17 protein-coding genes and 1 tRNA gene are annotated in these 24,281 nt (G+C 78.0%); 7 read left to right on the forward strand and 11 right to left on the reverse strand.

Annotated features, from left to right (window positions below; translation table 11 throughout):
- Positions 1 to 32: 32 nt before the first annotated feature.
- The 8 genes from Q0789_RS10880 to Q0789_RS10915 all read right to left on the reverse strand — a co-directional run bounded on the left by Q0789_RS10880 (position 33) and on the right by Q0789_RS10915 (position 11,584).
- Positions 33 to 2,258: a PASTA domain-containing protein gene (locus tag Q0789_RS10880; protein ID WP_298805034.1), complete on the reverse strand. Its 2,226-nt coding sequence runs from the start codon at positions 2,256 to 2,258 to the stop codon at positions 33 to 35.
- Entirely contained in the window at positions 2,255 to 4,165 is a 1,911-nt protein-coding gene (locus Q0789_RS10885) for a serine/threonine-protein kinase (RefSeq protein ID WP_298805036.1), read from the reverse strand. The genes Q0789_RS10880 and Q0789_RS10885 overlap by 4 nt, the downstream gene beginning before the upstream one ends.
- Positions 4,162 to 5,646, reverse strand: a complete 1,485-nt coding sequence (locus tag Q0789_RS10890; RefSeq protein ID WP_298805038.1) for a penicillin-binding protein 2 — start codon at positions 5,644 to 5,646, stop codon at positions 4,162 to 4,164. Before Q0789_RS10890 ends, Q0789_RS10885 begins: the two co-directional genes overlap by 4 nt.
- Entirely contained in the window at positions 5,643 to 7,028 is a 1,386-nt protein-coding gene (locus Q0789_RS10895) for an FtsW/RodA/SpoVE family cell cycle protein (protein ID WP_298805040.1), read from the reverse strand. Before Q0789_RS10895 ends, Q0789_RS10890 begins: the two co-directional genes overlap by 4 nt.
- 3 nt (positions 7,029 to 7,031) lie before the next feature.
- A complete protein-coding gene (locus tag Q0789_RS10900; RefSeq protein WP_298805042.1) occupies positions 7,032 to 8,456 on the reverse strand; it encodes a PP2C family serine/threonine-protein phosphatase in 1,425 nt (474 codons plus the stop codon).
- Between the two features lie 4 nt (positions 8,457 to 8,460).
- On the reverse strand, positions 8,461 to 8,958 hold the full coding sequence (locus Q0789_RS10905) for an FHA domain-containing protein (RefSeq protein ID WP_298805043.1): 498 nt from the start codon (positions 8,956 to 8,958) through the stop codon (positions 8,461 to 8,463).
- On the reverse strand, positions 8,955 to 9,692 hold the full coding sequence (locus Q0789_RS10910) for a DUF3662 and FHA domain-containing protein (protein WP_171202821.1): 738 nt from the start codon (positions 9,690 to 9,692) through the stop codon (positions 8,955 to 8,957). Before Q0789_RS10910 ends, Q0789_RS10905 begins: the two co-directional genes overlap by 4 nt.
- A 131-nt stretch (positions 9,693 to 9,823) precedes the next feature.
- Complete coding sequence (locus tag Q0789_RS10915) at positions 9,824 to 11,584, reverse strand: ABC transporter ATP-binding protein (RefSeq protein WP_298805046.1); 1,761 nt, start codon at positions 11,582 to 11,584, stop codon at positions 9,824 to 9,826.
- A 192-nt stretch (positions 11,585 to 11,776) separates the two neighbouring features.
- Here Q0789_RS10915 and Q0789_RS10920 point away from each other — a divergent pair.
- The 3 genes from Q0789_RS10920 to Q0789_RS10930 all read left to right on the forward strand — a co-directional run bounded on the left by Q0789_RS10920 (position 11,777) and on the right by Q0789_RS10930 (position 14,631).
- Positions 11,777 to 11,860 (forward strand) — tRNA-Leu (locus tag Q0789_RS10920).
- A 172-nt stretch (positions 11,861 to 12,032) separates the two neighbouring features.
- Complete coding sequence (locus tag Q0789_RS10925; protein ID WP_298805048.1) at positions 12,033 to 13,298, forward strand: SpoIIE family protein phosphatase; 1,266 nt, start codon at positions 12,033 to 12,035, stop codon at positions 13,296 to 13,298.
- A 136-nt stretch (positions 13,299 to 13,434) separates the two neighbouring features.
- A complete protein-coding gene (locus tag Q0789_RS10930) occupies positions 13,435 to 14,631 on the forward strand; it encodes a Gfo/Idh/MocA family oxidoreductase (RefSeq protein ID WP_298805050.1) in 1,197 nt (398 codons plus the stop codon).
- A 62-nt stretch (positions 14,632 to 14,693) separates the two neighbouring features.
- Here the strand turns inward: Q0789_RS10930 and Q0789_RS10935 are convergent, their stop codons facing one another.
- Positions 14,694 to 17,033, reverse strand: coding sequence for a diguanylate cyclase (locus tag Q0789_RS10935; protein ID WP_298805052.1), 2,340 nt, complete (start codon positions 17,031 to 17,033; stop codon positions 14,694 to 14,696).
- A gap of 351 nt (positions 17,034 to 17,384) precedes the next feature.
- Here Q0789_RS10935 and Q0789_RS10940 point away from each other — a divergent pair, with 351 nt between their 5' ends.
- The 4 genes from Q0789_RS10940 to Q0789_RS10955 are packed head-to-tail and all read left to right on the forward strand — an operon-like array spanning position 17,385 to position 22,772.
- On the forward strand, positions 17,385 to 18,566 hold the full coding sequence (locus tag Q0789_RS10940; RefSeq protein WP_298805054.1) for an NAD-dependent epimerase/dehydratase family protein: 1,182 nt from the start codon (positions 17,385 to 17,387) through the stop codon (positions 18,564 to 18,566).
- Entirely contained in the window at positions 18,563 to 19,558 is a 996-nt protein-coding gene (locus tag Q0789_RS10945; protein ID WP_298805056.1) for an NAD(P)-dependent oxidoreductase, read from the forward strand. Before Q0789_RS10940 ends, Q0789_RS10945 begins: the two co-directional genes overlap by 4 nt.
- On the forward strand, positions 19,542 to 21,248 hold the full coding sequence (locus tag Q0789_RS10950; protein WP_298805058.1) for a glycosyltransferase family 2 protein: 1,707 nt from the start codon (positions 19,542 to 19,544) through the stop codon (positions 21,246 to 21,248). Before Q0789_RS10945 ends, Q0789_RS10950 begins: the two co-directional genes overlap by 17 nt.
- A 60-nt stretch (positions 21,249 to 21,308) precedes the next feature.
- Positions 21,309 to 22,772 (forward strand): hypothetical protein, encoded by a 1,464-nt coding sequence (locus tag Q0789_RS10955; protein WP_298805060.1) that lies wholly within the window; start codon positions 21,309 to 21,311, stop codon positions 22,770 to 22,772.
- 36 nt (positions 22,773 to 22,808) lie between these two features.
- Here Q0789_RS10955 and Q0789_RS10960 read toward each other — a convergent pair whose 3' ends face one another.
- Positions 22,809 to 23,606: a bifunctional 2-polyprenyl-6-hydroxyphenol methylase/3-demethylubiquinol 3-O-methyltransferase UbiG gene (locus Q0789_RS10960; RefSeq protein ID WP_298805062.1), complete on the reverse strand. Its 798-nt coding sequence runs from the start codon at positions 23,604 to 23,606 to the stop codon at positions 22,809 to 22,811.
- Positions 23,603 to 24,208 (reverse strand): GtrA family protein, encoded by a 606-nt coding sequence (locus Q0789_RS10965; protein ID WP_298805063.1) that lies wholly within the window; start codon positions 24,206 to 24,208, stop codon positions 23,603 to 23,605. The genes Q0789_RS10960 and Q0789_RS10965 overlap by 4 nt, the downstream gene beginning before the upstream one ends.
- Positions 24,209 to 24,281: the final 73 nt, after the last annotated feature.

Genomic DNA, 24,281 nt, shown 5'->3' on the forward strand with positions numbered 1-24,281 from the left:
GCGGCGGAGCGCCGCTCGGCAACCGCTGAGGATCAGCCCCCGGGCGGGGTCTGCGTGGCCGTGGGCTCGGGCGTCGTCGGCTCGGGCGTCGTGGGCGCCTCGGTGGGCTCGGGCGTCGTGGGCGCCTCGGTGGGCTCCGCCGTCGTGGGCGCCTCGGTCGGCTCGGCCGTCGTCGGGGCCTCGGTCGGCGTCGGCACGGGAGGCGTCGTCGGCGTGGGCGGCGGGGGCGTCGCGACGACGAGGACGACCGTGGAGCCCTGCGGCACGGGCCCGGCACCGGGGTCCTGCCGCACGACGGTGCCCTCGGCGGCGTCGCTCTCGGCGAACTGGACCTCGGACTGCAGCTGCAGCGCGCTGAGGGCCCGCTGCGCCTCGGTCTGCGGCAGCCCCCGGTAGTCCTCGATCTCCACGGTGCCGTCGGAGACCACGAGGTCGACCGCGGAGCCGGGCGCGGCGCTGGCCCCGGACGACGGGTCGCTCGTGAGGACGACGCCCTCGGGCGCGCTCGGGTCGGGTCGGCGCTCGACGTCGCCGACGCGCAGCCCCGCCGCCGCGAGGTCGGAGGCCGCCTGCCCCTCCGTGCGCCCGGCGAGGGCGGGGACGGCGACGGCCGTGGGGCCGGTGGAGACGACGACGGTGACGGTGCTCCCGCGGGCGGCCGTCCCGCCCGCGCCCGGGTCCTGCTCGGCCACGCGCCCCTCGGACACGTCCTCCGACGGCGCCGACTCCTCGGCGTAGGCGAGCCCCGCCCGCTCGACGGCCGCCCGTGCGGCCTCGGCCGTGCTGCCGACGACGTCGGGGACGGTCGCCGTGGGCGCCGGGTCGTCACCGGTGAGGCGGGGCACGAGCACCGCCGCCAGCGCGACGAGCGCCAGGGCCACGAGGGCGGCGAGCACGACGACGGCGCGGCGGCCGCGGCGCCCCTCCTCCTTCCCCGGCTCCTCGTCCCCCAGCGGCACGGGAGGGAGCGGCACGGGGCCCGGGGAGGGGGGAGGGGGCGGCGGCACCGGCGGGACGACGGTCGTGCTGGCCGCCGCCACGGCGGCCGGGCCGGCGACGTCGAGCCCGCGCGCGGCGTCCTCGAGGTCGCGCCGGAAGGCCTCGGCGTCGGGGTAGCGGTCCGCCGGCTCCTTGGCGAGAGCCCGGAGCACGACGCGGTCCAGGGCCGGGGGCAGCCCGGCGCGGTGGGCCGACGGCGGGTCGGGCACCTCGCCGACGTGCTGGTAGGCGAGGGACACGGCGGAGTCACCCTGGAACGGCGGTCGACCCGTGAGCAGCTCGTAGAGCAGGCAGCCGGTCGAGTAGAGGTCGGTGCGGGCGTCCACCGGACGGCCGCGCGCCTGCTCGGGCGAGAGGTACTGGGCCGTGCCGAGCACGGCGGAGGTGTGCGTGGCCGTCGCGCCGGCGTCCGCGAGCGCCCGCGCGATGCCGAAGTCCATGACCTTGACCTGGCCCTCGGGCGTCAGCATGACGTTCGCGGGCTTGATGTCGCGGTGCACGATGCCGGCCCGGTGGCTGTAGGCCAGGGCGCCGAGGACGCCGGTGGTGACGGCGACGGCCGTCTCGAGGTCCACGCCGGGCCGCCCGTCGCGCTCACCCCGTCCGCCCCGCCCGTCACCGGCCGAGGGGTGCTCGCCGACGCTCGTGCCCGGGGGAGGTCGGCGCTCGTCGGAAGGGTGGTGCTGGTCGGGAGGGCGGTGCTGGTCGGGAGGGCGGTGCTGGTCGGGAGGGCGGTGCTGGTCGAGCAGGTCGCGCACGGTGGCGCCGCGGACGAGCTCCATGACGAGGAAGGGGGTGGTGGTGCCCCCGTCGCGCCCCGGCTCCTCGCCGACGTCGTGGACGCCGACCACCGCGGGGTGGTTGAGCGCGGCGACGGAGCGCGCCTCCCGGCGGAAGCGCGCCAGCACCTCGCCGTCCTCCGCGAGGTCGCTGCGCAGCAGCTTGACGGCGACCTGGCGCCCGAGGAGGCGGTCGTGCGCCTCGTGGACGACCGCCATCCCGCCGCGACCCAGGACGCGCCCCAGCTCGTAGCGCCCGCCGAGGACGCGAGGAGCCCTGGTCGTCGCCTCGGTCCGGGCCTCGGTCGGCGCCCCGCTCGGGGCCTCGGTCGGGGCCTCGTCCGTCCCGTCCGCTGTCGCGTCCGAGGCCCCGCCCGGTGAGGGGGTCACGGGCAGGGCGGCGGTCGGCTCATCCTCCTGCGCCCCCTCGTCCCGACCCGTCGGGCGGCGGTCCCGGCCGCCCTCGTCGCTGCTCGTCACGGGCCGCCGACGCCGGCCCCGGCGCGCACCGGGGCACCGCGCCCGCCGCCGGGCGCCGCGGCCTCCGCGCCGCCACGGCCCCGCTCCTCGCCCGCGCCCTGCGCCCCCTCGCGCGCCTGCGCGGCCACGTCCTGGCCCGCGGCGCCGGGGCCGGAGGACACGCGCTCCACCCCGGCGCCGTCGGCGGCACCCTGGCCCTGGCCCTGGCCCTGGCCCTGGCCCTGGCCCTGGCCCTGGCCCTGGCCCTGGCCCTGGCCCTGGCCCTGGCCGCCGCTGTTGCCCTGGCCGTTGCCCTGGCCGCCGCCGTTGCCGCCGCCGTCCCCCTGGCCGCCGCTGCCACCGGTGTCGGTGCCCTGCCCGGTGCCGCCGCCCTGGCCGCCGGGGGTCGCCGCTCCGGCGTCCGTCGCGGTGCCGTCCCCGGTGGGTGTCGTCTCCGCGGGCTCGGGCGCCGGCGTCGTCTCCTCCGCGGTGGGCTGCGGCGCCGGTGTCGTCTCCTCCGGCTCGGGCTCGGGCGCCGGCGTCGTCTCCGGGGTCTCCGCGTAGGTGACGACGAGCTGCTGGTCGGTCGACAGGTCGCCCTCGGGGCTGACGTCGAGCACCGTGAGCGCGTCCTCCTGGCTCGTGGCCTGCGCCCGCGAGCTGACGCGGAAGCCGAGGTCCTGCAGCTCGCTGAGCACGTCGTCCAGCGGCCGACCGACGTAGTCGTCCGCGTCGACCTCGACCGTCTCCTCCGTGGGGGACGGCGAGGGGCTCGGCGTCGAGGCGCTGGGCGACGGCGAGGCGGAGGGCACCGGGTCGGGCTCCGCGCCGTCGCCCTGCGAGAGCACGTAGACGAGGCCGGCGAGGGCCCCCACGAGCAGCAGGACGAGCAGCACGACGAGCGGCGTGCGCGAGCGCCCGCCCCCGGAGGTCGGCTCCTGCTGCCCGGGCCGCGGGCCGGGCACGGGCGCGGCGGGCACCGGCGGGGTGACGGGGCCCTGGACGCGGGTGGCCGTCGTCGGGGCCTGCGCGGGCATCGCCGTGGTGGTCGCGGCGGCCGCCGCGCCCCCGAGCAGGCCGGCGGCGACGAGCGCCCGGTGCGCCCCGGCCTCGTCGCCGCGGCCGAGGGCCGCGGCCACGGCGGCCAGCTGGCTGCCGTCGGCGGGGCGGCGCGCCGGGTCCTTGCGCAGGCAGACCTCGACGAGCTCGCGGACGCCGTCCGGCACGTGGTCGGGCAGCGGCGGCGGCGCGTCGTTGACCTGCGCCATCGCGACGGCCACCTGCGAGTCGCCCGTGAAGGGCCGCTCGCCCGTGAGCATCTCGTGGGCCACGACCCCGAGGGCGTAGACGTCGCTGGCGGGCAGCGCGGGCCGCCCCATCGCCTGCTCCGGCGCCAGGTACTGGGCGGTCCCCATGACCTGGCCCGTGCGCGTCAGGGGCGCCTGGTCGCCCGCCCGGGCGATGCCGAAGTCGGTGACCTTGACGTCGCCGTCGGGGGTGATGAGGAGGTTGCCCGGCTTGACGTCGCGGTGGACGACGCCGGCGGCGTGCGCCGCGCCCAGGCCCGAGGCGGCCTGGGCCATGACGCGCACGGCGCGCAGCGGGTCCATCGGCCCCTCGCGGGCGATGAGGTCGGACAGGGGCGCACCGGGCACGAGCTCCATGACGAGGTACGCCGAGCCCTCGACCTCGCCGTAGTCGTAGACGCCGGCGATGTTCGGGTGCGACAGCCCCGCGGAGTGGCGGGCCTCGGCGCGGAAGCGCTCGAGGAAGCCGGGGTCGCCGGTGAACTCCTCCTTGAGGATCTTCACCGCGACCTCGCGGCCCAGGACCTCGTCGCGCGCGGCCCACACCTCGCCCATGCCGCCGACCGCGACCCGGTCGACCAGCTCGTAGCGCCCGAGCACGTCACCCGCGGAGGGCCTCATCGTCCGATCACCGCTTCCACCACCTGGCGCGCGATCGGCGCCGCCGTCCGGCCGCCGGAGGCCTCGCTGCCGGCGTCACCACCGTTCTCCACGACCACCGCGACCGCGACCTGCGGGTCCTGCGCCGGCGCGAAGGCCGTGAACCACGCGTGCGGGTCCTCCGGGGAGCCGTCGCCGTCCGTGTCGCCCACCTCCGCCGTCCCCGACTTGCCGGCGACGTCGACGCCGCTGATCTGCGCCGCGGTGCCCGTCCCGTCCTGGACGACGAGCTCCATCATCTGCGTGAGCGCCGCGGCCGTGTCCTCCGACATCGCGCGGCCCAGCTCGCGGGGCTCCGGCGCGTCGACGACGGACAGGTCCTCGGCGTTGACCGAGGCGACCATCTGCGGCGCCATGAGCACGCCGTCGTTGGCGATGGCCGCGCTCACCATGGCCACCTGCAGCGGGGTCACGCGCACGCTCCCCTGGCCGATGGCCGCGAGGGCGCGCTGGGGCTCGTCGAGGTCCTCGGGGTACGTGCTCGGCGTGACCCGCAGCGGCACCTGCAGGGCCCGGCCGAAGCCGAGCTCGGCCGCCTCGTCGGCGACGGCGCCGTCGGGGAGCGTGAGGCCGAGGGATCCGAAGGCGGTGTTGCACGAGATGCGCAGCGCGTCGGCGAGGGACACCTCGTCGCCGGGACCGCAGGCCTCGCCGCTGACGTTCGGCAGCGAGATCGTCGTCAGGGGCAGGGGCAGCTCGGCGGGGCCCGGCAGCACCGACTGGGGCGTGTAGTCGCCCGTCTCGAGGGCGGCCGCGGCCGTCACGAGCTTGAACACCGACCCCGGCGGGTAGAGGTCGCCCGCGACGGCCCGGTTGACCAGCGGGTCGGTGTCGTCCTCGAGCAGCCGCGCGTACGCCTGGCGCACCTCCTCGGTGTCGAGGGAGGCCAGCTCGCCCGGGTCGTAGGACGGCGAGGAGACCATCGCCAGCACCCGGCCCGTGCTCGGCTCGAGCGCGACGACGGCGCCGCGCTGGTCGCCGAGGGCCGCCGCCGCGGCCTCCTGGACCTCGGGCTGCAGCGTCAGCTCGACGGAGGCGCCGGAGGGCTCGCGGCCGGTGACGAGGTCGGACAGGCGGCGGTAGAAGAGCTCGTCCGCCGTGCCCGCCAGCAGGGAGCCGAGGGCGTCCTCGACGCCCGTGGCCCCGTAGACGACGGAGTAGAAGCCCGTGACGTGCGCCCACGTCGCGGCGGACGGGTCGCCGGGGTACGTGCGGCGGTAGGCGATGGGCCCCTCGGCCGGCACCGACTCGGCGAGGACCTCGCCCGTCGCGGCGGTGATGGGCCCGCGGTCGCGGCCGAGCTCGGCGAGCAGCGTCCGGGAGTTGCGCGGGTCGTCGCGCAGGTCGCCCGCGTCGACGAACTGCACCCAGGTGGCGCTGCCGAGCAGCAGGGCGAAGAGGAGGGCGACGACGAGGGAGAGGCGGCGCAGCGGGGTGTTCACACCGTCCTCACGATCTGCGTCTCGCTCGTCGCGGGCCCGGGGGGCGCCGGGGCCGGCGTCGGGGCGGGGCGGCGGGCGGCGTCGGAGATCCGCAGCAGGAGGCCGATGATGATCCAGTTCGTCAGCAGGGAGGAGCCGCCGGCGGCGAGGAACGGCATGGTGAGGCCGGTGAGGGGGATGACCCGCAGGACGCCCCCGGCGACGACGAAGCACTGCAGCGCGACGGTGAAGGCGAGGCCCCCGGCGAGGAGCTTGCCGAAGCCGTCGCGCACGCCGATGGCCGTCCGCAGCCCGCGCTCGACGAGGACGAGGTAGAGCGCGAGCACGGCGAAGAGGCCGGCGAGCCCCAGCTCCTCCCCGAGGCTCGCGAGCACGAAGTCGCTGTTGGCGAAGGGGACGATGTCGGGACGGCCCCGTCCGAGACCCGTGCCCGTGAGGCCGCCGTTGGCGAGGCCGAACAGGCCCTGGACGAGCTGGTAGCTGCCGCCGGCGGCGCGGTCGTAGACCTCCGGGTCGAAGGGGTCGAGCCAGCCGGAGACGCGCTGCTGGACGTGGCCGAAGAGCTGGTAGGCGACGTACGCGCCGCCCGCGAAGAGGACCAGGCCGATGGCGATCCAGCTGACCCGCTCCGTCGCGAGGTAGAGCACGGCGACGAAGAGCCCGAAGAAGAGCAGCGACGTGCCGAGGTCGCGCTGGAGGACGAGGACGCCGACGCTGCCGGCCCAGGCGACGAGGATCGGCCCGAGGTCGCGGCCCCGGGGCAGCCGTAGCCCGAGGACGCGGCGCCCGGCGAGGGAGAGCGTGTCGCGGGCCGTGACGAGGTAGCCGGCGAAGAACACCGCCAGGGTGATCTTGGCGATCTCGCCGGGCTGGAAGGAGAGCGGGCCGACGCCGATCCAGATCCGCGCCCCGTTGATCGTGCGGCCGAGCACGGGCAGCAGCGGCAGGAGCAGCAGGACGAGGCTCGCCGCCATGGCGACGAAGGTGTACCGGCGCAGGAGCCGGTGGTCGCGCAGCGCCACGACCACCGCGGTCGCCGCGACGACGCCGATGGCCGACCACAGCAGCTGCCGCGGCGCCTGCGCGGAGCCCTCGGCGAGGTCGAGCCGGTGGATGACGGCCAGCCCGAGGCCGTTGAGCGCGACCGCCACGGGCAGGAGCACCGGGTCGGCGTAGGGCGCCCGCCACCGCAGGACGCCGTGGACGACGAGCGCCAGCGCGGCGAGGCCCCCGCCGTACTGCGGCAGGCCCGCGCTCCACTCCCCGTCGACCCCGAGGCCGACCATGCCGTAGGCGAGCACGGCCACGCCGACGGCGAGGACGAGGAGCAGCAGCTCCGTGCCGCGGCGGCTGCGCGCGGCGTGCTGGGTGACGACGGCCACGGCTCAGCCCTCCCCGTCCAGGGCGGCGCAGCCCGCGGGCACGTCCTCGGCGCCGGCGTCGTCGTCCGCAGCGGTCGCCGACGGCGCCGGGGAGGCGGTCGCCCCCGTGGTCGGTGCGGCCGTGGGCGCCGAGGTGGTGGGGCCGGCGGTGGTCGCGGTCGTCGGGGACGGCGTCGGCTGGGGGGACGGCTCGGGCTCGGGGGAGGGCGCCGGGCACGCCTGGCCCAGCAGCGTCGCGACGACCCGGCGGGCCGCGGCGAGGTCGTCGACGGTGATGCCCTCGCTGACGGCGCCGCGGGAGACAGGGCGCAGGTCGCCGAGGTCGAGCCCGGCCTCCTCGACGACGGAGGACAGGCGCACCGGCCCGACGTCCTGCGGGAGGCCGCGGAAGACGGCGACGCGGCCGTCGGCGTCGGCGCCGACGAAGTACTGGTCCTGGCTCCAGCGCCACGCGGCGAGGACGCCGGCGACGAGGACGGCGAGGACGACGGCGCCGGCGAGCAGGCGGGGCCACGGGCCGCGACGGCGCCCGCCCGCGGCCGCGCCCGTGGCGCCGGCGGCCCCGCCGGGCCCGTCGTCCCCCGCGGGCGCCGGGCGGCCGAGGGCGGCCCCGCGGGCGGCGGGCGACGTCGCGTCGCCGGTCGGCCTCGTGTGCTCGGCGGCGGCGGCGCCGACGACGGCCGTGTGGTCGGGCGGCGCGGTGGCGACGTCGACGACGTCGGCCACGACGACGGTGACGTTGTCGGAGCCGCCGCCGCGCAGCGCGAGCTGCACGAGGAGGTCGGCGCACTCGCCGACGTCGGGCACGCCCGCGAGCGCCTCGCGCAGCGTCGCGTGCCCGACCATCCCGGACAGGCCGTCAGAGCACAGGAGCCAGCGGTCGCCGGTGCGCGCCTCGCGGACCGAGGTGTCGAGCTCCTGGCTCGAGTCGATGTCGCCGAGGACGCGCAGGAGCACCGACCGCTGCGGGTGGTGCTCGGCCTCCTCGGCGGTGATGCGGCCCTCGTCGACGAGGTGCTGGACGAACGTGTGGTCGTGCGTGACCTGGGCGAGCTCGCCGTCGCGGAGCACGTACGCGCGGCTGTCGCCGATGTGGGCCAGCGCCAGGCGGTCCCCGCTGCGCAGCAGCGCCGTGACCGTGGTGCCCATGCCGGCGAGGGCCGGCTCCTCCCGCACGCGCTCGGACAGGCGGGCGGAGGCCCGCCGCACGGCCTCCTCGAGGTGGCCCAGGGCGTCGGCGCCGTGGGACTCGCCCTCGAGCCGGCTCAGCTCGGCCACCGCGATGGAGGAGGCGACGTCGCCGCCGGCGTGCCCGCCCATGCCGTCGGCGACGACGAGCAGGTGCGGCCCCACGTAGGCCGAGTCCTGGTTCGAGGACCGGACGAGGCCGACGTCGGAGCGCGCGGCGTAGCGCAGGGCGGTGGCCACGCCGCTACCGCCGCAGCTCGAGGACGGTGCGGCCGATGCGCAGCTGCGCGCCCGCCTCGACCGGCGCGGGCGCGCCCAGCGGCTCCCGGCCGAGCAGCGTGCCGTTCGTCGAGCCCAGGTCCTCGACCCACCAGCGCCCGTCGCGCGGGAAGAGGCGCAGGTGCCGCCCCGAGGCGTAGTCGTCCTCGAGGACGAGCGAGCAGTCCGGGGAGCGGCCCACGAGGACGGGCGCGGAGCCGAGCGCCAGGCCCGTCCCCCGCAGCGGACCCTCGACGACGACGACCTGCCGCGGCACGGTGCGGTCCTCCGGCGGCGGGGCCGGTCGGTCGTCGCGCGCCGCCCGCGGCGGGCGGCCGGCCGCGGCGGGTCGCCCCTCCGACGGGCGCGCGACGACGCGGGTGCCGAAGACGTCGCGCCGCAGGACGCCGACCACGGCGAGCACGAGCACCCACAGGAGCACGAGCAGCCCGAGGCGCAGGACGGTGTAGGTGAGCTCGCTCACCGGGCGGCCCCCGTCGTGCCGGTGCCGTCGTCGTCCCGGCGGCGGGTGCGGTCGCGGCTGGAGAAGGTGATGCGGGTGCGCCCGATGCTCACCACGGCGCCGTCGACGAGGGGGCCGGCGTCGACCCGGCGGCCGTCGACGTAGGTGCCGTTGGTCGAGCCGAGGTCGCGCACGCTCGCCCGGCCGCCGTCGAGGCGGATCTCGACGTGCCGCCGCGAGACGCCCGGGTCGTCGACGACGACGTCGGACTCGCTGCCCCGCCCGATGACGGTCGAGCGTCCCGTGAGCTGGTAGCGCGTGCCGTCGACGTCGACCACGGGGTGCTCGGGCGTCGCCGTCGCCGCGGTGGCGGGGGCGATGGACCCCTTGACCCGCGCGCTGCGGACGGTGAAGACGCCCGTCTCGAGGTCGTCGTCGCGCTCGAAGGCCACCGAGACGGGGCCGAGGAAGGAGTAGTGCTGGGTGCGGGCGTGCTCGGTGACGGCGTCGGCCAGCTCCTCGCCGAGGGCGTCGTCCCACGTGGCGATGCGCTCGTGGTCCGAGGGCCCGAGGGCCACGGTGAAGGCGTTGGGGACGAGCGTGCGCTCGCGGCTGAGGACCTGGGCGGAGGTGTCGGTCTCCCGGCGCAGGGCGCTCGCGAGCTCGACCGGCTGCACCTCGCTCTTGAAGGCGCGGGCGAAGACGCCGTTGACGGCGCGCTCGATGCGCTTCTCGAAGCGGTCGAGGACTCCCACGCCGGCCTCCCTCCTGCCCGTCCGCCGCCGCACCTGCTCGGCGGCGGTCGCCTGGCGCGCCACCCTAGCGACGACGTCCGACGGCACCGGGCGGCCACGCGGGGCGGCCCCGGACGGCGGCGGGTCCGCGGTCAGAGCCCCTGCGCGCGCTCGAGGGCGGCGTAGCGGCCGTCCGCGCCGAGCAGCTCCTCGCGGGGGCCGACCTCGCGGACCCGGCCGCCCTCGAGGACGACGATGCGGTCGGCGGCCCGCACGGTGGTGAGCCGGTGGGCCACGACGAGGGTCGTGCGACCCCGCATGAGGCGGCCCAGGGCCTCTTGGACGACCCCCTCGGCCTCCGGGTCGAGCGCGGACGTGGCCTCGTCGAGCAGGAGGAGGCGCGGGTCGCGCACGAGCGCCCGGGCGATGGCGAGGCGCTGGCGCTGACCGCCGGACAGGCGGGCGCCGCGCTGGCCGACGACCGTGTCCCACCCCTGCGGGAGCGCGTCGACGAAGCCGTCGGCGCCTGCGTCGGCGAGCGCCCGCCGCACCTGCTCGTCGGGCACGTCGACGAGGCCGTAGGTGACGTTCTCGCGCACCGACCCCTCGAAGAGCACGGGCTCCTGCGGGACGACGGAGACGTGGCGGCGCACGGTGCGCAGGTCGAGCCCGGCGGCGTCGGCGCCGTCGACGAGCAGGCGGCCCGCCGTCGGGCGCAGGAAGCCCAGCACGAGGTTGAGGACCGTCGACTTGCCCGAGCCCGACGGCCCGACGAAGGCGACGACCTCCCCGGGGCGGACCTCGAGGTCGACCGCGGAGAGCGCGTCCTCCTCGGCGCCGGGGTTGCGGTAGGAGACGCCCTCGAGCACGAGCCGGCCCTCGACGGCGCCGACGGCCCGCCGGCCCTCGTTGACCTCCAGGTCGGGCTCGGCGAGCACCTCGGCGATCGACCGGACCGACTCCAGGCCCCGGGCGCCCACGGGCAGGAGCATGAGCAGGCTCGTCATCGCGCCCGTGAGGAGCGCGAAGTAGGAGGAGAGCTGCACGACCTCGCCGGGGGTGATGGCGAGCAGCCCGGTGAGCGACGTCGACGCCGCGGCCACGAGGCAGACGACGCCGAGCAGCTGCAGGGACACCCACGACGCGGACGCGAAGCGGCCGTTGAGCATGTCGAGGCGGAAGCCCGCCTCGCGCACGTCGAGCGCGCCCGTCGCGACGCGGTCGGCCGCGGTGCGCTCCAGCCCGTGGGCGCGCGTGATGGGCATGAGGACGGCCATCTCGCCCACGCGCGCGGAGAAGCGCTCGACCTCCTGGCGCAGGTCCTGGTTGCGCAGCCGCGAGCGGCGGCCGAGCACGTACCGCAGCCCCACGGCCAGCGGGATGGTGAGGGCGTACACCGGCAGGAACTGCGGCACGGCGACCGCCGTCATGACCACCGCGCCGACGACGACGAGCGCCGCCGACAGCAGCGGGTGGGCGATCTGGGCGAGCATGAGCTCGACGTTCTCGACGTCGCGCACGACCTTCGTCTGGACGACGGCGGCGCTGACGCGCGTGTGGAAGCCGATGGACAGGGTCTGCAGGCGCTCGGTGAGGGCGTTGCGCAGGTCGGCGCCCACCGTGCGCACCGCGCCCATGTACCGCCTGGTGAACTGCACCATGCCGGGGTAGTTGACGGCGAGGGTCACGAGCGCCACGGCGGTCCACAGCCACAGCTCGCGCAGGGGCCCGCCCGCCACGAGCACGTCGACGACCCGCCCGGTGACGACGGGCATGAGCCACACGGGCGTCTCCTTGACGGCCATGCAGGCGACGGCAGCGGCGACGCCCCGCCGGTGGGGCCGCAGGAGCCGCAGGGCCGAGCGCAGCGGACGCTCCCCGTCGAGGTCGGGCAGCGGTGCGCGGGAGGTCACGCGCCCATGGTCACACCGGGGGCCCGCCGTTGGAAAGCGCTTGCACCACTGTCGGCGCGCCGACCGCCGTCACCGGCCGGGTCGCCCGACCGGCCCTGACCGCTCGGCCCGGCCACCCCCTCCCGCGCCGCGGGGCGCCGCCTCCGCGGCGGCGGGGCCGAGGGCGCCCACGTGCTAGCGTTCACCCCGCTCGCGCGAGTGGCGGAACAGGCAGACGCGCACGGTTCAGGTCCGTGTGCCCGAGAGGGCGTGGGGGTTCGACTCCCCCCTCGCGCACCGCGAGCACGCAGCCCCGGACCGGTGGTCCGGGGCTGCTGCCGTCCCGGCCGGGTGCCGCGGGTGCGCCGCCCCACCGGCCCTCGCCCGCCGCTCCGCCCGCCGCGCAGGTAGCGTCGACGGCCTCGCCGCCCCGCGACCGCCCCCCGCCCGCCGTGTGAAGGAGCCCTCCGTGCCCCGCAGCCCGAGCCCCGGCGCGCCCGCCGGCGTCGGCGTCGGCGCGACCGTGGGCCCCGCGAGCGGCCACGGGCTGCTCGTCGCGGCGCTCGAGGCCGTCGACCAGGCGGTGTGCGTGGCCGACGTCACGGCGCCCGACGAGCCGCTGGTGTACGTCAACCCCGCCTTCACGCGCACGACGGGCTACCCGGCCGCCGAGGCGCTCGGGCGCAACTGCCGCTTCCTCCAGGACGGGCTGGACGTCGGGGACGCGCCCGCCCGCATCCGCGCGCTGCTGGGGGCCGGGGCCTCCGGCGTCGTCACCCTGCCGAACCGGCGGGCGGACGGCGCGGTCTTCTCCAACGAGCTGTCGCTGTCACCGCTGCGCGACGCCGAGGGGCGGGTCACCCACTACGTCGCCGTGCAGCGCGACGTCACGGCGCAGGTCGCGGCCGAGCGCGCCCGGGACGTGCTGAGCGCGGAGCAGGCCGAGATCGCCGACCAGCTCCAGCGCACCCTGGTGCCCGCGTCGCTGCCGCAGCTGGCCGGGTACCGGACGGCGGTGCGCTACTCGCCGGCGACCCGGCCGGACGGCTCGCGCGGCGAGGTCAGCGGCGACGTCTACGACGTCCTCCCCCGCCCGGGCGGGGGCTGGTACGCCTTCATCGGCGACGTCTCCGGCCGCGGTCCCCGCGCCGCGGCGACGACCGGCGTCCTGCGCTGGGCCCTGCGCGGGGCGGCGGCGGGCGAGCGCCGCCCGGGGCCGCTCCTGCGCGAGGTCGGCGGCGTCGTCCGCGACGCGATGGACGGCCGCTTCGCCACGCTGGCGCTCCTCGCCCTGCCCGCGGCGGACGGCGGGGTCGACGGCGGGGTCGCCGGCGAGGAGGCCCCCGAGGACGAGGTCGTCGTCGCGCTCGCCGGCCACCCGCGGCCAGTGCTGCTGCCGGCGGAGGGGCCGCCGCGGCTCGTGGGCCGCCACGGCTCGCTGCTGGGGCTGCTGCCCGAGGTGGTCGTCCACGAGGAGCGGGTGGCGCTGCGCCACGGCGACCAGCTCGTCCTCTACACCGACGGCGTCACCGAGGCGATGGACGGCTCCCGGCGCATGCTCGGCGAGGAGGGCCTCCTCGCCGCGCTCGACGCCCTCCCGCCCGCCGCCCGCCGCGGCCCGGGGACGGCGGGGCGCACGGCCGACGCCGTCCTCGCCGCCGTCGAGCGGCACACCGGCGGTGCGGGGTCGGACGACCTCACCCTCCTCGTCCTGGCCCGCGACGGCGACGGCTGAACCGCGGCGTCCTCTCCCTCCGACGCCGCCGTCCCGACGCCGCCGCCTCGACGACCCCGCCTTCGCACTACGGTGTGCAAGCGCTTTCCGCCGCGGTCGGCGGACGTGACGGCGACGAGGACGCGGAGGTCCGGCGATGGCGACCACGACGACGGCGGGGACGGACGCCCCGGAGCCCCGCGGCGGTGGGCAGCGGGCCGCTGACCAGCGGAACTCGGGGGTCGAGGAGCCCGCGCGGACGCGCGTCGCCGTCGTCGGCACCGGTGGCGTGTCGGGGCTGCACGCCGAGGCCGTCGCCGCCGCGGACGACCTCGAGCTCGTCGGATGCGCCGACCCCGACGCCGGCCGCGTGGCCGACTTCGCGGGGCGCTGGGGGGCGCCGGTGGCCGCGGCGTCGCTCGAGGAGATGCTCGACCGGCTGCAGGGGGCCGGCGGCGTCGACGTCGTCGCCCTGTGCTCGCCGCCGTGGCTCCACGCCGAGCAGGCGGTGGCCTGCCTGGAGCGGGACGTGACCGCGCTGGTCGAGAAGCCGGTGGCCCTGTCCCTGGCCCAGCTCGACGAGGTCGCCGCCGCGGAGGCGGCCAGCCGCGGGTGGTGCGCGACCGTGGCGCAGCACCGCTTCGGCGGCCGGGCCGTGGGCGTGCGCGAGATGCTCCGCCGCGGCGCCCTCGGCCGCGTGGACGTCGCCCTGTGCGAGACGCTCTGGTACCGGCCCGACGCCTACTTCGCCGTCCCGTGGCGCGGCCGGTGGGACTCCGAGGGCGGGGGCCCGACGATGGGCCACGGCATCCACCAGGTGGACCTGCTCCTGTCCCTCGCGGGCCCGTGGCGCTCGGTGACGGCGCGGGCGGCCCGCCGGGCGCGCCCGACGGAGACCGAGGACGTGTCCACGGCGACGGTGGAGCTGGAGGACGGCGGGCTCGCCGTCGTCGTCAGCTCGGTGCTCTGCGCGCGCGAGACGAGCCGGGTGCGCCTGGACTGCGAGCGCGGCACGGTCGAGCTGGAGCACCTCTACGGCTACGACGACGACGACTGGACCCTCACGCCGGCCCCCGGCCGCGCGGAGGAGCTGGCCCCGGCGTGGGCGGCGACGGCGGGCGGCGGGCCGTCGGGCCACGCCGCCCAGTACCGCGAGGTGCGCCGCGCCCTGCTCGAGGGACGCCCGCCGCCCGTGACGACGGCGGAGGCGCGCAGCACGCTCGAGCTGGCGGCCGCGCTCTACGCCTCGGCCGCCACGGGCGCCACCGTGGCGCGCGGCGAGGTGGACGCGGCCTCGCCCTTCCACGCGAGCATGCGGGGCGGCGCAGAGCCGGGCTGGTCGACGGGCGGCTGAGGCCGCCCCGCCCAGCCGACCCGCTCCCCGGGGGAGCTCACCGGCCCGCTCAGCGGGGGTGCTCAGCCGGCCCGCTGCGCGGGGGTGAGCACGGCCGTCTCGGTCGTGGGGACGTCGTCGGCGGGCGGCGTGCCGTCGGACCACCGGTCGCCGCCCGCGCGCTTGGCGGCGTACATGGCGGCGTCGGCGCGGGCGAGCAGCGCCGCGGCGTCCTCGCCGGGGCCGGCGAGCGCGGTGCCGGCGCTGGCCGTGACGCGGTGGCGGCGCGCCGGCGGCGCGTAGGGGGCGCCCAGGGCGTCGACGACGCGCTGGGCCACGGCGGCGAGGTCGGCCTCCGCGGAGAGGTCGGGGCACACGACGACGAACTCGTCGCCGCCGAGGCGCGCCACCGTGTCGCCGGGCCGGACGGCGGCGTCGAGGCGCCGCGCGGCCTCGCGGAGGACGGCGTCGCCGACGGCGTGGCCCTCGGCGTCGTTGACGTCCTTGAAGCCGTCGAGGTCGAGGTAGACGACGCCGACGCGGGCGCCCTCGCGGGTGCCGCCGCCGACGAGGGCGGTCATGCGCTCGGTGAGGACCCGGCGGTTCGGCGCCCCGGTGAGGGGGTCGTGCCGGGCGGCGTGGGCGAGCGCCCGCTCCGCCTCGTGGCGGGCCGTGAGGTCCTCGAGCAGCAGCACGGCCTCGCGGCGCCCGTCGCCCTGCCGCACGACCGAGGCGGTGCACGAGGCGCGCAGGCGCCGCCCGCCGGGGCCGAGGAGGCGCACCTCGACGCGCCGGGGCGGGGCGCCGTCGGCGAGCGCGTCGAGCTCGGCGGCGAGCAGGGGCAGGTCGGTCGGGTCGACGACGTCGGCGACGTCCTCGCCGGGGAGGTCGGTGCGGGCCAGCAGCCGCTCGAGGGCGGGGTTGGTGCGCAGGACGCGGCGCGGCCGCTCGTCGAGCGGCAGGACGAGCATGCCGAGGGGCGAGGCGTCGAGGGCCCGGCGGCACAGCCGCTCGCTCTCGGCGAGGGCCTGGGCGGCCTCGCGCTCGCGGGTGACGTCGTGGAGGGTCGCGACGGCGCCGTGGGCGCCCGCCGGCCCCGGCAGGGGGTGCGCGGTGACGACGACGCGCCGCGCCGTCCCGTCGCTGCGGCGCAGCAGCAGCTCGGCGCCGGTGGTCCGGATCCCGCGCAGGGCCCGGACGAGCGGCATCTCGTCCTCGGCGACCGGCGTCCCGTCGACGTGGAGCAGGGCGAAGGCGTCGTCCTGCGCGCGCCGCGAGGCGTCGGCGGGCACGCCCAGCAGGTCCCGCGCCGCGTCGTTGTCGAGGAGGACGCGCCCCGCGGCGTCGACGACGACGACGCCCTCCTGGGCGCTGGCGAGCACGCCGCCGAGGAGGTCCGCCTGCTCCTGGGCGCGCTCGCGGGCGCGGCGCTCGCGGGCGCCGGCGCGGACGAGGTCGTCGCGGTGAAGGGCCAGCACGAGGGTGACGAAGGTGACGACGCCCACGAGGACCTGGGCCGTCGCCGTCCGCAGTCCCGGCGGCAGCGGCTCGACGGGGCCGAGGCCGTGCGCGGTGAGGAGGACGACCGCGCTCGCGTCGGCGAGGACGATCGCCGCCGTCCACGTGGTCGGCAGGCGGAGCCCGGCCCAGACGGCGAGCGGCAGCACGGTGAGGCCGAGCAGGACGACGTCCTCGGTGGCGGCGCTCGCGGCGTGGACGGCGGCGAGGACCGTGACGACGGCCGCGGCCTCGAGGACGTCCCCCGTCCGTGCGCGCGGGGTCGACCGGTCCGCGGCGGCGCGCCGCGGCCCGCGGGCGCCCCGCGAGCGCATCAGGGCGGCGTCCGCGGCGGCGACCAGCCGCAGGCCGACGGCGAGGACGACGAAGGTGCTCACGGCGCCGCGCAGGCCCCAGGGCCACACGACGAGGGGGAGCGGCTCGCCGTCGGCGGCGCTGACGACGCTGGGGCCGACGAGCGCCTGCACGAGCCCGCTCGCCGCCGACGCCGCCAGCACGGCGCCGAGGTCGGCGGGGCGCTCGAGGCGGGGGGCGCGACCGGCGGCGGTCGGCGGGACCAGCCGGCGCACGACGAGGACCGCCACGAGCGAGGAGAGCAGCACCATGGCGCCGACGCCCAGGCCGCGCGCCGACGACGCGCCCACCGCGGCGTAGGCGAGGACGGTCGTGCCCAGGAGCAGCCCGGCGTCGCGGACGAGGCGGGACGGGCGCCCCCACGAGCCCAGGAGCCACAGCGTCGCGACGCCGCCGGCTGGCCACGCGAGCTCCAGCAGCGCCGGGTGGGCGCGCGCGGAGCCCGCGAGCGCGCCGTAGACGACGAGGGCGCCCGCGGTCCGCAGCGCGTCGTCGCGCCGGTCGACGTCGACGTCGGCCGACGCCTCGCGCCACCCCGCCGGACGAGCCATGTGCGCCACCCCCCCTCGCCGCGGGGCCGGTCCCCGCGCGGGGCCGACCAGGGCCCCGCCGGTGCATCGGCACGCGGGTCGAGGTCCTTGAGCGGCGGGTGCGGCGGCTCCTCCACCCGCCGCGGCGGCGTCCCCCGCCCGGCTCCGCGACCGGCGCGCCTCCACCGCGCCGCCCGGCCCGCCGCCCTCGAGCCCGCCCTCGAGCCCGCCCTCGAGCGCCGGCCTCGAGCCCGCCCTGACGCGCCGTACGGCCCCGGGCGCCCCCGCGGCGGCGCTCGGCGGCTACCGTCGGCCCCGTCGCGGCGCCGGTCCGCGGCTCAGCGGCGGGCGGGGCCCGCGAGAGGGAGTCCGATGCGCATCCTGGTCCTGGGTGGAGACGGTTACCTGGGGTGGCCGACGGCCATGTACCTGTCCGCCCGCGGTCACGACGTCGGCGTGCTCGACAACGGCCTGCGGCGCCAGTACGACCACGAGCTGGGCGCCGGCAGCCTCGTCCCCATCGAGTCGATGGCGACCCGCGTGCGCGCCTGGCGCGAGGTCAGCGGGAAGGCCATCGCCTCCTACACGACCGACCTCTGCGACGCCGACGGCCTCTACGCCGTCCTGCGCGAGTTCGCCCCCGACGCCGTCGTGCACTTCGCGGAGCAGCGGGCGGCGCCGTACTCGATGATCGACCGCAAGCACGCCGTGCACACGCAGGTCAACAACGTCGTCGGCACCCTCAACCTCATGTACGCGATCGGCGAGCTCGACCGCGACGTGCACGTCGTCAAGCTCGGCACGATGGGCGAGTACGGCCAGCCGAACATCGAGATCGAGGAGGGGTGGCTCGAGGTCACCCACAAGGGCCGCACCGACCGGATGATGTTCCCCAAGAAGCCGGGCAGCTTCTACCACCTCAGCAAGGTGCACGACTCGCACAACCTCGAGTTCGGCTGCCGCATCTGGGGTCTGCGCGTCACCGACCTCAACCAGGGAGTCGTGTACGGCCAGGAGACCGACGAGACGGCGCTCGACCCGCGCCTCGCCACCCGGCTCGACTACGACTCGGTCTTCGGCACGGTCATCAACCGCTTCGCCATCCAGGCCGTGCTCGGCGAGCCGCTCACGGTCTACGGCGGCGGCTCGCAGACCCGCGCGACGATCGACATCCGCGACACCGTCGAGTGCATCCGCCTGGCCTGCGAGAACCCGGCCGACCGCGGCGAGTTCCGCGTCTTCAACCAGGCGACGGAGAAGTTCTCCCTCTCGCAGATGGCCGAGACGGTGCGGTCCGCCTACCCCGGCGTCGCCGAGGTCGTCCACGTCGACAACCCCCGCGTGGAGATCGAGGACCACTACTACAGCTTCGTCCACACGGCGCTGGAGTCCCTCGGCCTCCAGCCGCACACGCTCTCCGACACGCTGCTGACGTCGATGTTCAAGGTCGTCGAGGAGCACGCGCACCGGGTGGACCGCGAGGCCATGAAGCCCGTCGTCGACTGGCGCCGCGCCGCCAACGAGGCCCCCGCCCTGCGCTTGTCCGGCTCGTGAGCGCCGCGACGGGGGCGGCCGGGGGGCCGCGCGTCCTCGTCACGGGCGCCTCGGGCTTCGTCGGCCGCCACGTCGTCCGCGAGCTGCGCGCCGCGGGCGCCGTGGTGAGCGCGGTCGACCGCACCGAGCACCCGGACGTCCCCACGACCCTCGGGGACCTGCGCGACGCGGGCGTCCGCGAGCGGGCGGTCGTGCCGGGGCTCGACGCCGTCGTGCACCTCGCCGCCATCACGTCCGTGCTCGGCTCGGTCGAGCAGCCGGCCGAGACGACGCAGCTCAACGTCGTCGCGACGGCGGGCCTGCTCGAGCTGTGCCGCGAGCGCGGCGTCGGCGCCTTCGTGCTGGCGTCGACCAACGCCGTCGTCGGCGACGTGGGCGCGGGCGCGGACGGGCGCGGCACCATCACCGAGGCGCTGCCGCTGCGCCCCCTCACGCCGTACGGCGCGACGAAGGCCGCCGGCGAGATGCTCCTGTCGGGGTACGCGGGCGCCTTCGGGCTGCGCGCGCCGGTGGTCCGGCTCACGAACGTCTACGGGCCCGGGATGCGCGCGAAGGACAGCTTCGTGCCGCGGCTCATGCGCGCGGCGGCCGAGGGCCGCGGCGTCGTCGTCTACGGCGACGGCGAGCAGCGGCGCGACCTCGTGCACGTCCACGACGCCGCCCGCGCGCTCGCGCAGGCCGCCCTGGGCTGGCCGTCGGGGCCGGTGATCATCGGCGGGGCGCGCTCGTACACCGTCAACGAGATGGTCGCCGCCGCCCGCGAGGCCACGGGCGCGCCGATCCCCGTCGACCACCAGCCGGCCCGGCCGGGCGAGATGCCGGCCGTCGTCGTCGACGTCTCCCGCGCGCGCTCCCTCGGCTACGCGCCGTCGACCGCGCTCGCCGAGGGCATGGCGACCGTGTGGCCCGACTTCCGGCCCGACGGCGGGGGCGGGGCCGACGGCGGGGCTGCTGCGGGCGCCGGTGGGGGCGCGCGTGGCGACGTCGCCTGAGGTGGTGGTCCGCGCCCGCCCCGTCGAGGCCGGGGCGGCTCCCGCTCGGAGCCGGCTGGCGGGGGACTGGCCGCTCGGCGTGCTCCTCGCCGCGGCGATCGCCGTCCGGGTCCTCGCCCCCTCCGCCGTCGAGGGTCGGCTCGAGGAGGTCGTGGCCGGGCTGGTGGGGGCCGTCGCGGCGGTCCTCGTGGCCCACCTCGCCGTCCGGTGGGGCGCCTGGCGGTGGCTGGCCGCGCTCGCCGCGCTGCCCGCGGCCGTCGGCCCCGCGCAGGTGGCCGCGAGCGGACGGGGGCTCCTCGAGCCCCTGCTCGTCCTCGTCGTCGCCGCCGGGCTCGCCGCTGTCCTCTGGCGGGCGTCGGCCGGGCTGCTGGCCTCGGCCGGCGCTCTGCTGGCCGCGGTGACCGCCTCGCTCGTGCTCCTCGGCCTGTCGGCCGGTGGCGGCCGGGGCCCGCTCGCCGTCCTCGCGCCCCTGGCGCGCGAGGGCGCCCTCGACGTCGGCGGGCAGCTGCAGGGGCCCTGGGCCTCGGACGCGCTGACCGGGTCGGGGACGGGCCCGCTCGTGACGACCGAGGTCGTCGTGGCCGCCCTCGGCCTGCTCCTCGCCCTGGCCGCCGCAGCGGGCCTGGGCCGGGCGCGTCCCTCGCGCCTGCGGCGCACCGCGCTCGTGCTCGCCGTCGTGCCGCTGCTCTTCGCCGCCGGCGCGCTCGTCGACGGCGTCACCCCAGCCGTCGTACTGCCGGCGCTCGCGGTGCTGCCGGCGGCCGGGGCCGTGGGCCTCACCGCCCTGCTGCGCGGGCGCCGCGGACGCCGCTCCGGGCCGGTGCCGCCCGACGACGTCGACCGCGCCGCCGTCGCCGACCTCCACGCGCGGGTGGGCGTCCCCGAGCTGCCGCCCGTGGCGATCGTCATCGCGGCCTACGACGAGGCGCCGGGCATCGGCGCCGTCCTCGCGGGCCTGCCCGCCGAGGTGCTGGGCCTGCGGACCGCGGTCGTCGTCGTCGACGACGGCAGCACCGACGGCACGGCGGAGGCCGTCGCCGCGTCGGGCCGCGCGCTCGCCGTCGCCTGCCCCGCCAACCGCGGCCAGGGCGCCGCGCTGCGTCTCGGCTACCGCGTGGCCCGCGAGCACGGCGCCCGCTACGTCGTGACGACCGACGCCGACGGCCAGTACGACGTCGGCGACGTCCCCGCCCTGCTGCGGCCCGTCGTCGAGGGCGAGGCCGACTTCGTGTCCGGCTCGCGGCGCCTCGGGCACCAGCACACGCGCGACCGGGTGCGCCGCACGGGCGTCCACGTCTTCGCGTGGGTCGTCAGCGCGATGTCCGGGACGCGGGTCACCGACACCTCGTTCGGGCTGCGCGCGATGCGCGCCGACCTCACCGGCGTCGTGACGCTGCGCCAGCCGCAGTACCAGTCGTCCGAGCTCATGCTCGGGGTGCTCTCGCACGGCTACCGCGTGCGCGAGGTCCCGGCGACCATGCACGTGCGCAGCGCCGGCGCCAGCAAGAAGGGCCGCAACCTCGTGTACGGGTCGCGGTACGCGCGCGTCGTCGTCGGCACGTGGTGGCGCGAGGGCCTGCTCACCCCGGCCGACGAGGTGGCCCCCGCGCTGCGGGGCTCCGCGCTGCGGGGCCGCGCGCCGGGGGGCTCCGGCGGGGCCGCACCCGCGGCCCCCGCTCCGGCGCCGTGAGCGTCACCCGGTCGTGACCCGCGGCACCCGTCCCGGCCGCCGATGCCGCACCCTGGTGCCGTGACGACGACCGCCGGCCGCCGGGCGAGCGCCCACCCCGCGCCGCCGTCGCCCGGGCCCGCCCGGGCAGGAGGGTCGCGCCGCTGGCGGGCGCGCCTCGGCGACCACGCGCCCTTCCTCGTCGTCCTGGGCTTGGGGCTGCTCGTGCGCCTCGTCGTCACGGTCGCCTTCTGGCCGGCGATGATGGTGAGCGACGCCCCGTCCTACCTGCGCTTCCTCGGCGACCTGCAGCCGAGCCTCGAGCGCCCCGACGGGTACGGCCTCCTCTTCCTCCTGCCGCTCTCGCTCGTCGCGGACGACGTCGCCCTCTTCGTCGGCGTCCAGCACGTGCTCGGGCTCGCGGCCGCCACGGGCCTGTACGCGCTGCTGCGCCGCTGGGGCGTGGGGCGCTGGTGGGCCGCCGCCGGCGTCCTCCCGCTGCTGCTCGACGCGATGGTGCTCGTCCTCGAGCACGGCCCGCTCAGCGACGCCGTCTTCCTCGACCTCCTCGTGCTGGCGGTCGTCCTCCTCGGCTGGCGGCGCCGGCCCTCGCCCGGCGTCGCGCTCGCGGCCGGCCTCGTCATGGGCTGCGCCGTCCTCGTCCGCCAGGTCGGGACGCCGCTCGTCCTCGCCGGCGCCCTCTTCTGCCTGCTCGCGGCGTCGGGGCGGTGGCGGCGCCTCGTGCCGGTGGCGCTGCTCGTCGTCGGTTTCGTCGTGCCCGTGGGCGCCTACAGCGCGTGGTTCGCCGGGACCTACGGCAGCCCCGGGCTGTCCGGCATCGGCGGGGTCTCCTCGTACATGCGCACGACGACGTTCGTCGACTGCGACCGCATCGAGCTCGCGCCGTACGCGCGGGTGCTGTGCCCGCCCGAGCCGGTGGGCGAGCGGCGCGACCCCACCGACTACGGCTGGTACGAGATCGGCAGCGGCGTGCAGTCGCTCGTCGTCCCGCCCGGCGTGGACCGGCAGGCGGTGCTGCAGGACTTCGCCCGCCAGGCGCTCGCCGCCCAGCCGCTGGACTACGCGCGGGTCGTGCTGCGCGACGTCGCCCTCGGCTTCGACCCGTTGCGCACCGACCGCTTCGAGTACAACACCACCTTCAAGTGGAAGTTCTCCACGTACGTCGACCGCGAGCCGACGCCGTGGACCGAGCCCGGCTTCGCCGACCACGGCGGCGTCCAGCAGCAGACCCGCCAGCCGTGGGCGGACCTCCTCGTGGCCTACGAGAAGGTCGTCTACACGTGGGGGCCGGTCGTCCTGCTGAGCCTCGTCGTCGGGGCGGTCGGAGCCCTGTCCCCGCGCGCCGGTGCCGCGCGGCCCCTCGTGCTGCTGCTCGTCCTCGTCGGCTTCGGCCTGTCGGTGCTGCCGGACATCACCACCCAGTTCGTGTGGCGGTACCAGCTGCCCGCGGTCGTGCTGCTGCCCGTCGCCGCCGTCCTCGCCGGCAGCGCCCTGCGGCACCGGGGCCCGCGCCGGGTTCCCTGAGGCGCCGGGTCCCCTGGAGGGGCGCGTCGCCCGCGCTCAGCGGTCGGCGGCTCCCGGCAGCACCTCGGCCACGCCGAGCACCGACTGCCCGAACGGCGGGGTGACGACCTTCTCCAGCAGCCGGGTCACCGGCACGACGACGCCGTCGTAGACCCGCACGAGGCCCGGCTTCGGCGTCCCGACCCCGCCGCGCCGCACGGCCGCCCACCAGGCGACCCCGCCGAGGAGGTTGACCGGCCGGACGAGGCGGGGCGCGAGCCCGGCGCGCTCGAAGGCGCCGCGCAGCGTCGCCGGCGTGTACCGGCGCACGTGCCCGACGCGGCGGTCGAAGTCGCCGTAGAGCTGCATGTACGCCGGCACGAACATGACGACGGTGCCGCCCGGCTCGACGAGGCGGGCGAGGCGCCGCAGGGCGCCGGCGTCGTCCTCGATGTGCTCGAGCACGTTGGAGGCGAGCACGGTGGCGACGGGCGCGCCGAGGTCGGGCAGCTCGCCGTCGAGGTCCAGGCGCCGCGCCTCCACCTCGGGGCGGTCGGCGAAGCGCCGCGCGATCTGCGCCACCGCCCCGGGGTCGACGTCGGTGACGACGTGGCGCTCGAGGTCCATGCCGCGCGCGAAGGTCTCGGCCAGCTCGCCGAGCCCGGCGCCGACCTCGAGCAGCGAGCGGCCGACGTGCGGGCGCATGAGCTCGAGCTGGTACGCCTTGTAGTTCGGCTGGCCCGCGCCCGAGCCCTCCTCGAGGGTGCGCCCGGTCGCCTGCGAGAAGGCGCCGGCGCCCTCGTCCGGGGCGTCCGCGGGCTGCCGGGCCGCCGGCCCGGCGGGGGCGTCGGTCATCGGGTCTCCTCGCTCGGGCTGTGACTCGGGCTGTGACTCGGGTTCTGGCTCGGGCTGCGACTCTGGTCGGGCGGGGGGCTCGACCGGGGGCCGCGCGCCCCGGGCAGGCGGCGGAACAGCTGGTGCAGCACGGCGTAGCGCACGAGCGCCATGACGGCGTACACGCCGAGGAAGGCGACGTTGACGCCGAGGACCCGCACGGCGTCCGTGGCCCCGGCGCGCTCCAGCAGGGCCTCGGCGAGGGCCGTGGCGCCGGACGCCAGCGCGAGCGTGAGCAGGACGACGGCCACGTAGGGGCCGAGCTCGCGGCGCACGCTGGGCCGGCCCTCGACGCGCCACACCCAGGTGCGGTTGATGACGTAGTTCGGCACCGCGCCGGCGAGCCACCCGAGGAGGGTGGACGTCGTCGTCGACGCGCCGAGCGGGCCGTAGAGGAGCGCGAAGGCGACGGCGCTGCAGACGGTCGCGACGCCGGACCCGCCCGCGTACCGCAGCAGGCGCGCCCCGTGGGCGGACACGAGCCGCGGGACGAGCGCCCGCTCCCGGGAGCCGGCGCCCGACGACGCCGCGGACGGCGGCGTGGACGTCCGGTCGCAGGGCACCTGCGGAGCCTAGGCGCACCGCCCCCGCCCGCCTCCCCGGTGCTCGCGGTGCGCGCGCCTCCGGGGCGTGTCG

The sequence above is a fragment of the uncultured Pseudokineococcus sp. genome (assembly GCF_947499845.1).
Classification (GTDB): Bacteria; Actinomycetota; Actinomycetes; order Actinomycetales; family Quadrisphaeraceae; genus Pseudokineococcus.

Coding starts and splice junctions, on each gene's coding strand:
- Q0789_RS10885 (WP_298805036.1), bottom strand. CDS start 4,165: ATGAGGCCCTCCGCGGGTGACGTGCTCGGGCGCTACGAGCTGGTCGAC.
- Q0789_RS10960 (WP_298805062.1), bottom strand. CDS start 23,606: ATGACCGACGCCCCCGCCGGGCCGGCGGCCCGGCAGCCCGCGGACGCC.
- Q0789_RS10935 (WP_298805052.1), bottom strand. CDS start 17,033: ATGGCTCGTCCGGCGGGGTGGCGCGAGGCGTCGGCCGACGTCGACGTC.
- Q0789_RS10940 (WP_298805054.1), top strand. CDS start 17,385: ATGCGCATCCTGGTCCTGGGTGGAGACGGTTACCTGGGGTGGCCGACG.
- Q0789_RS10930 (WP_298805050.1), top strand. CDS start 13,435: ATGGCGACCACGACGACGGCGGGGACGGACGCCCCGGAGCCCCGCGGC.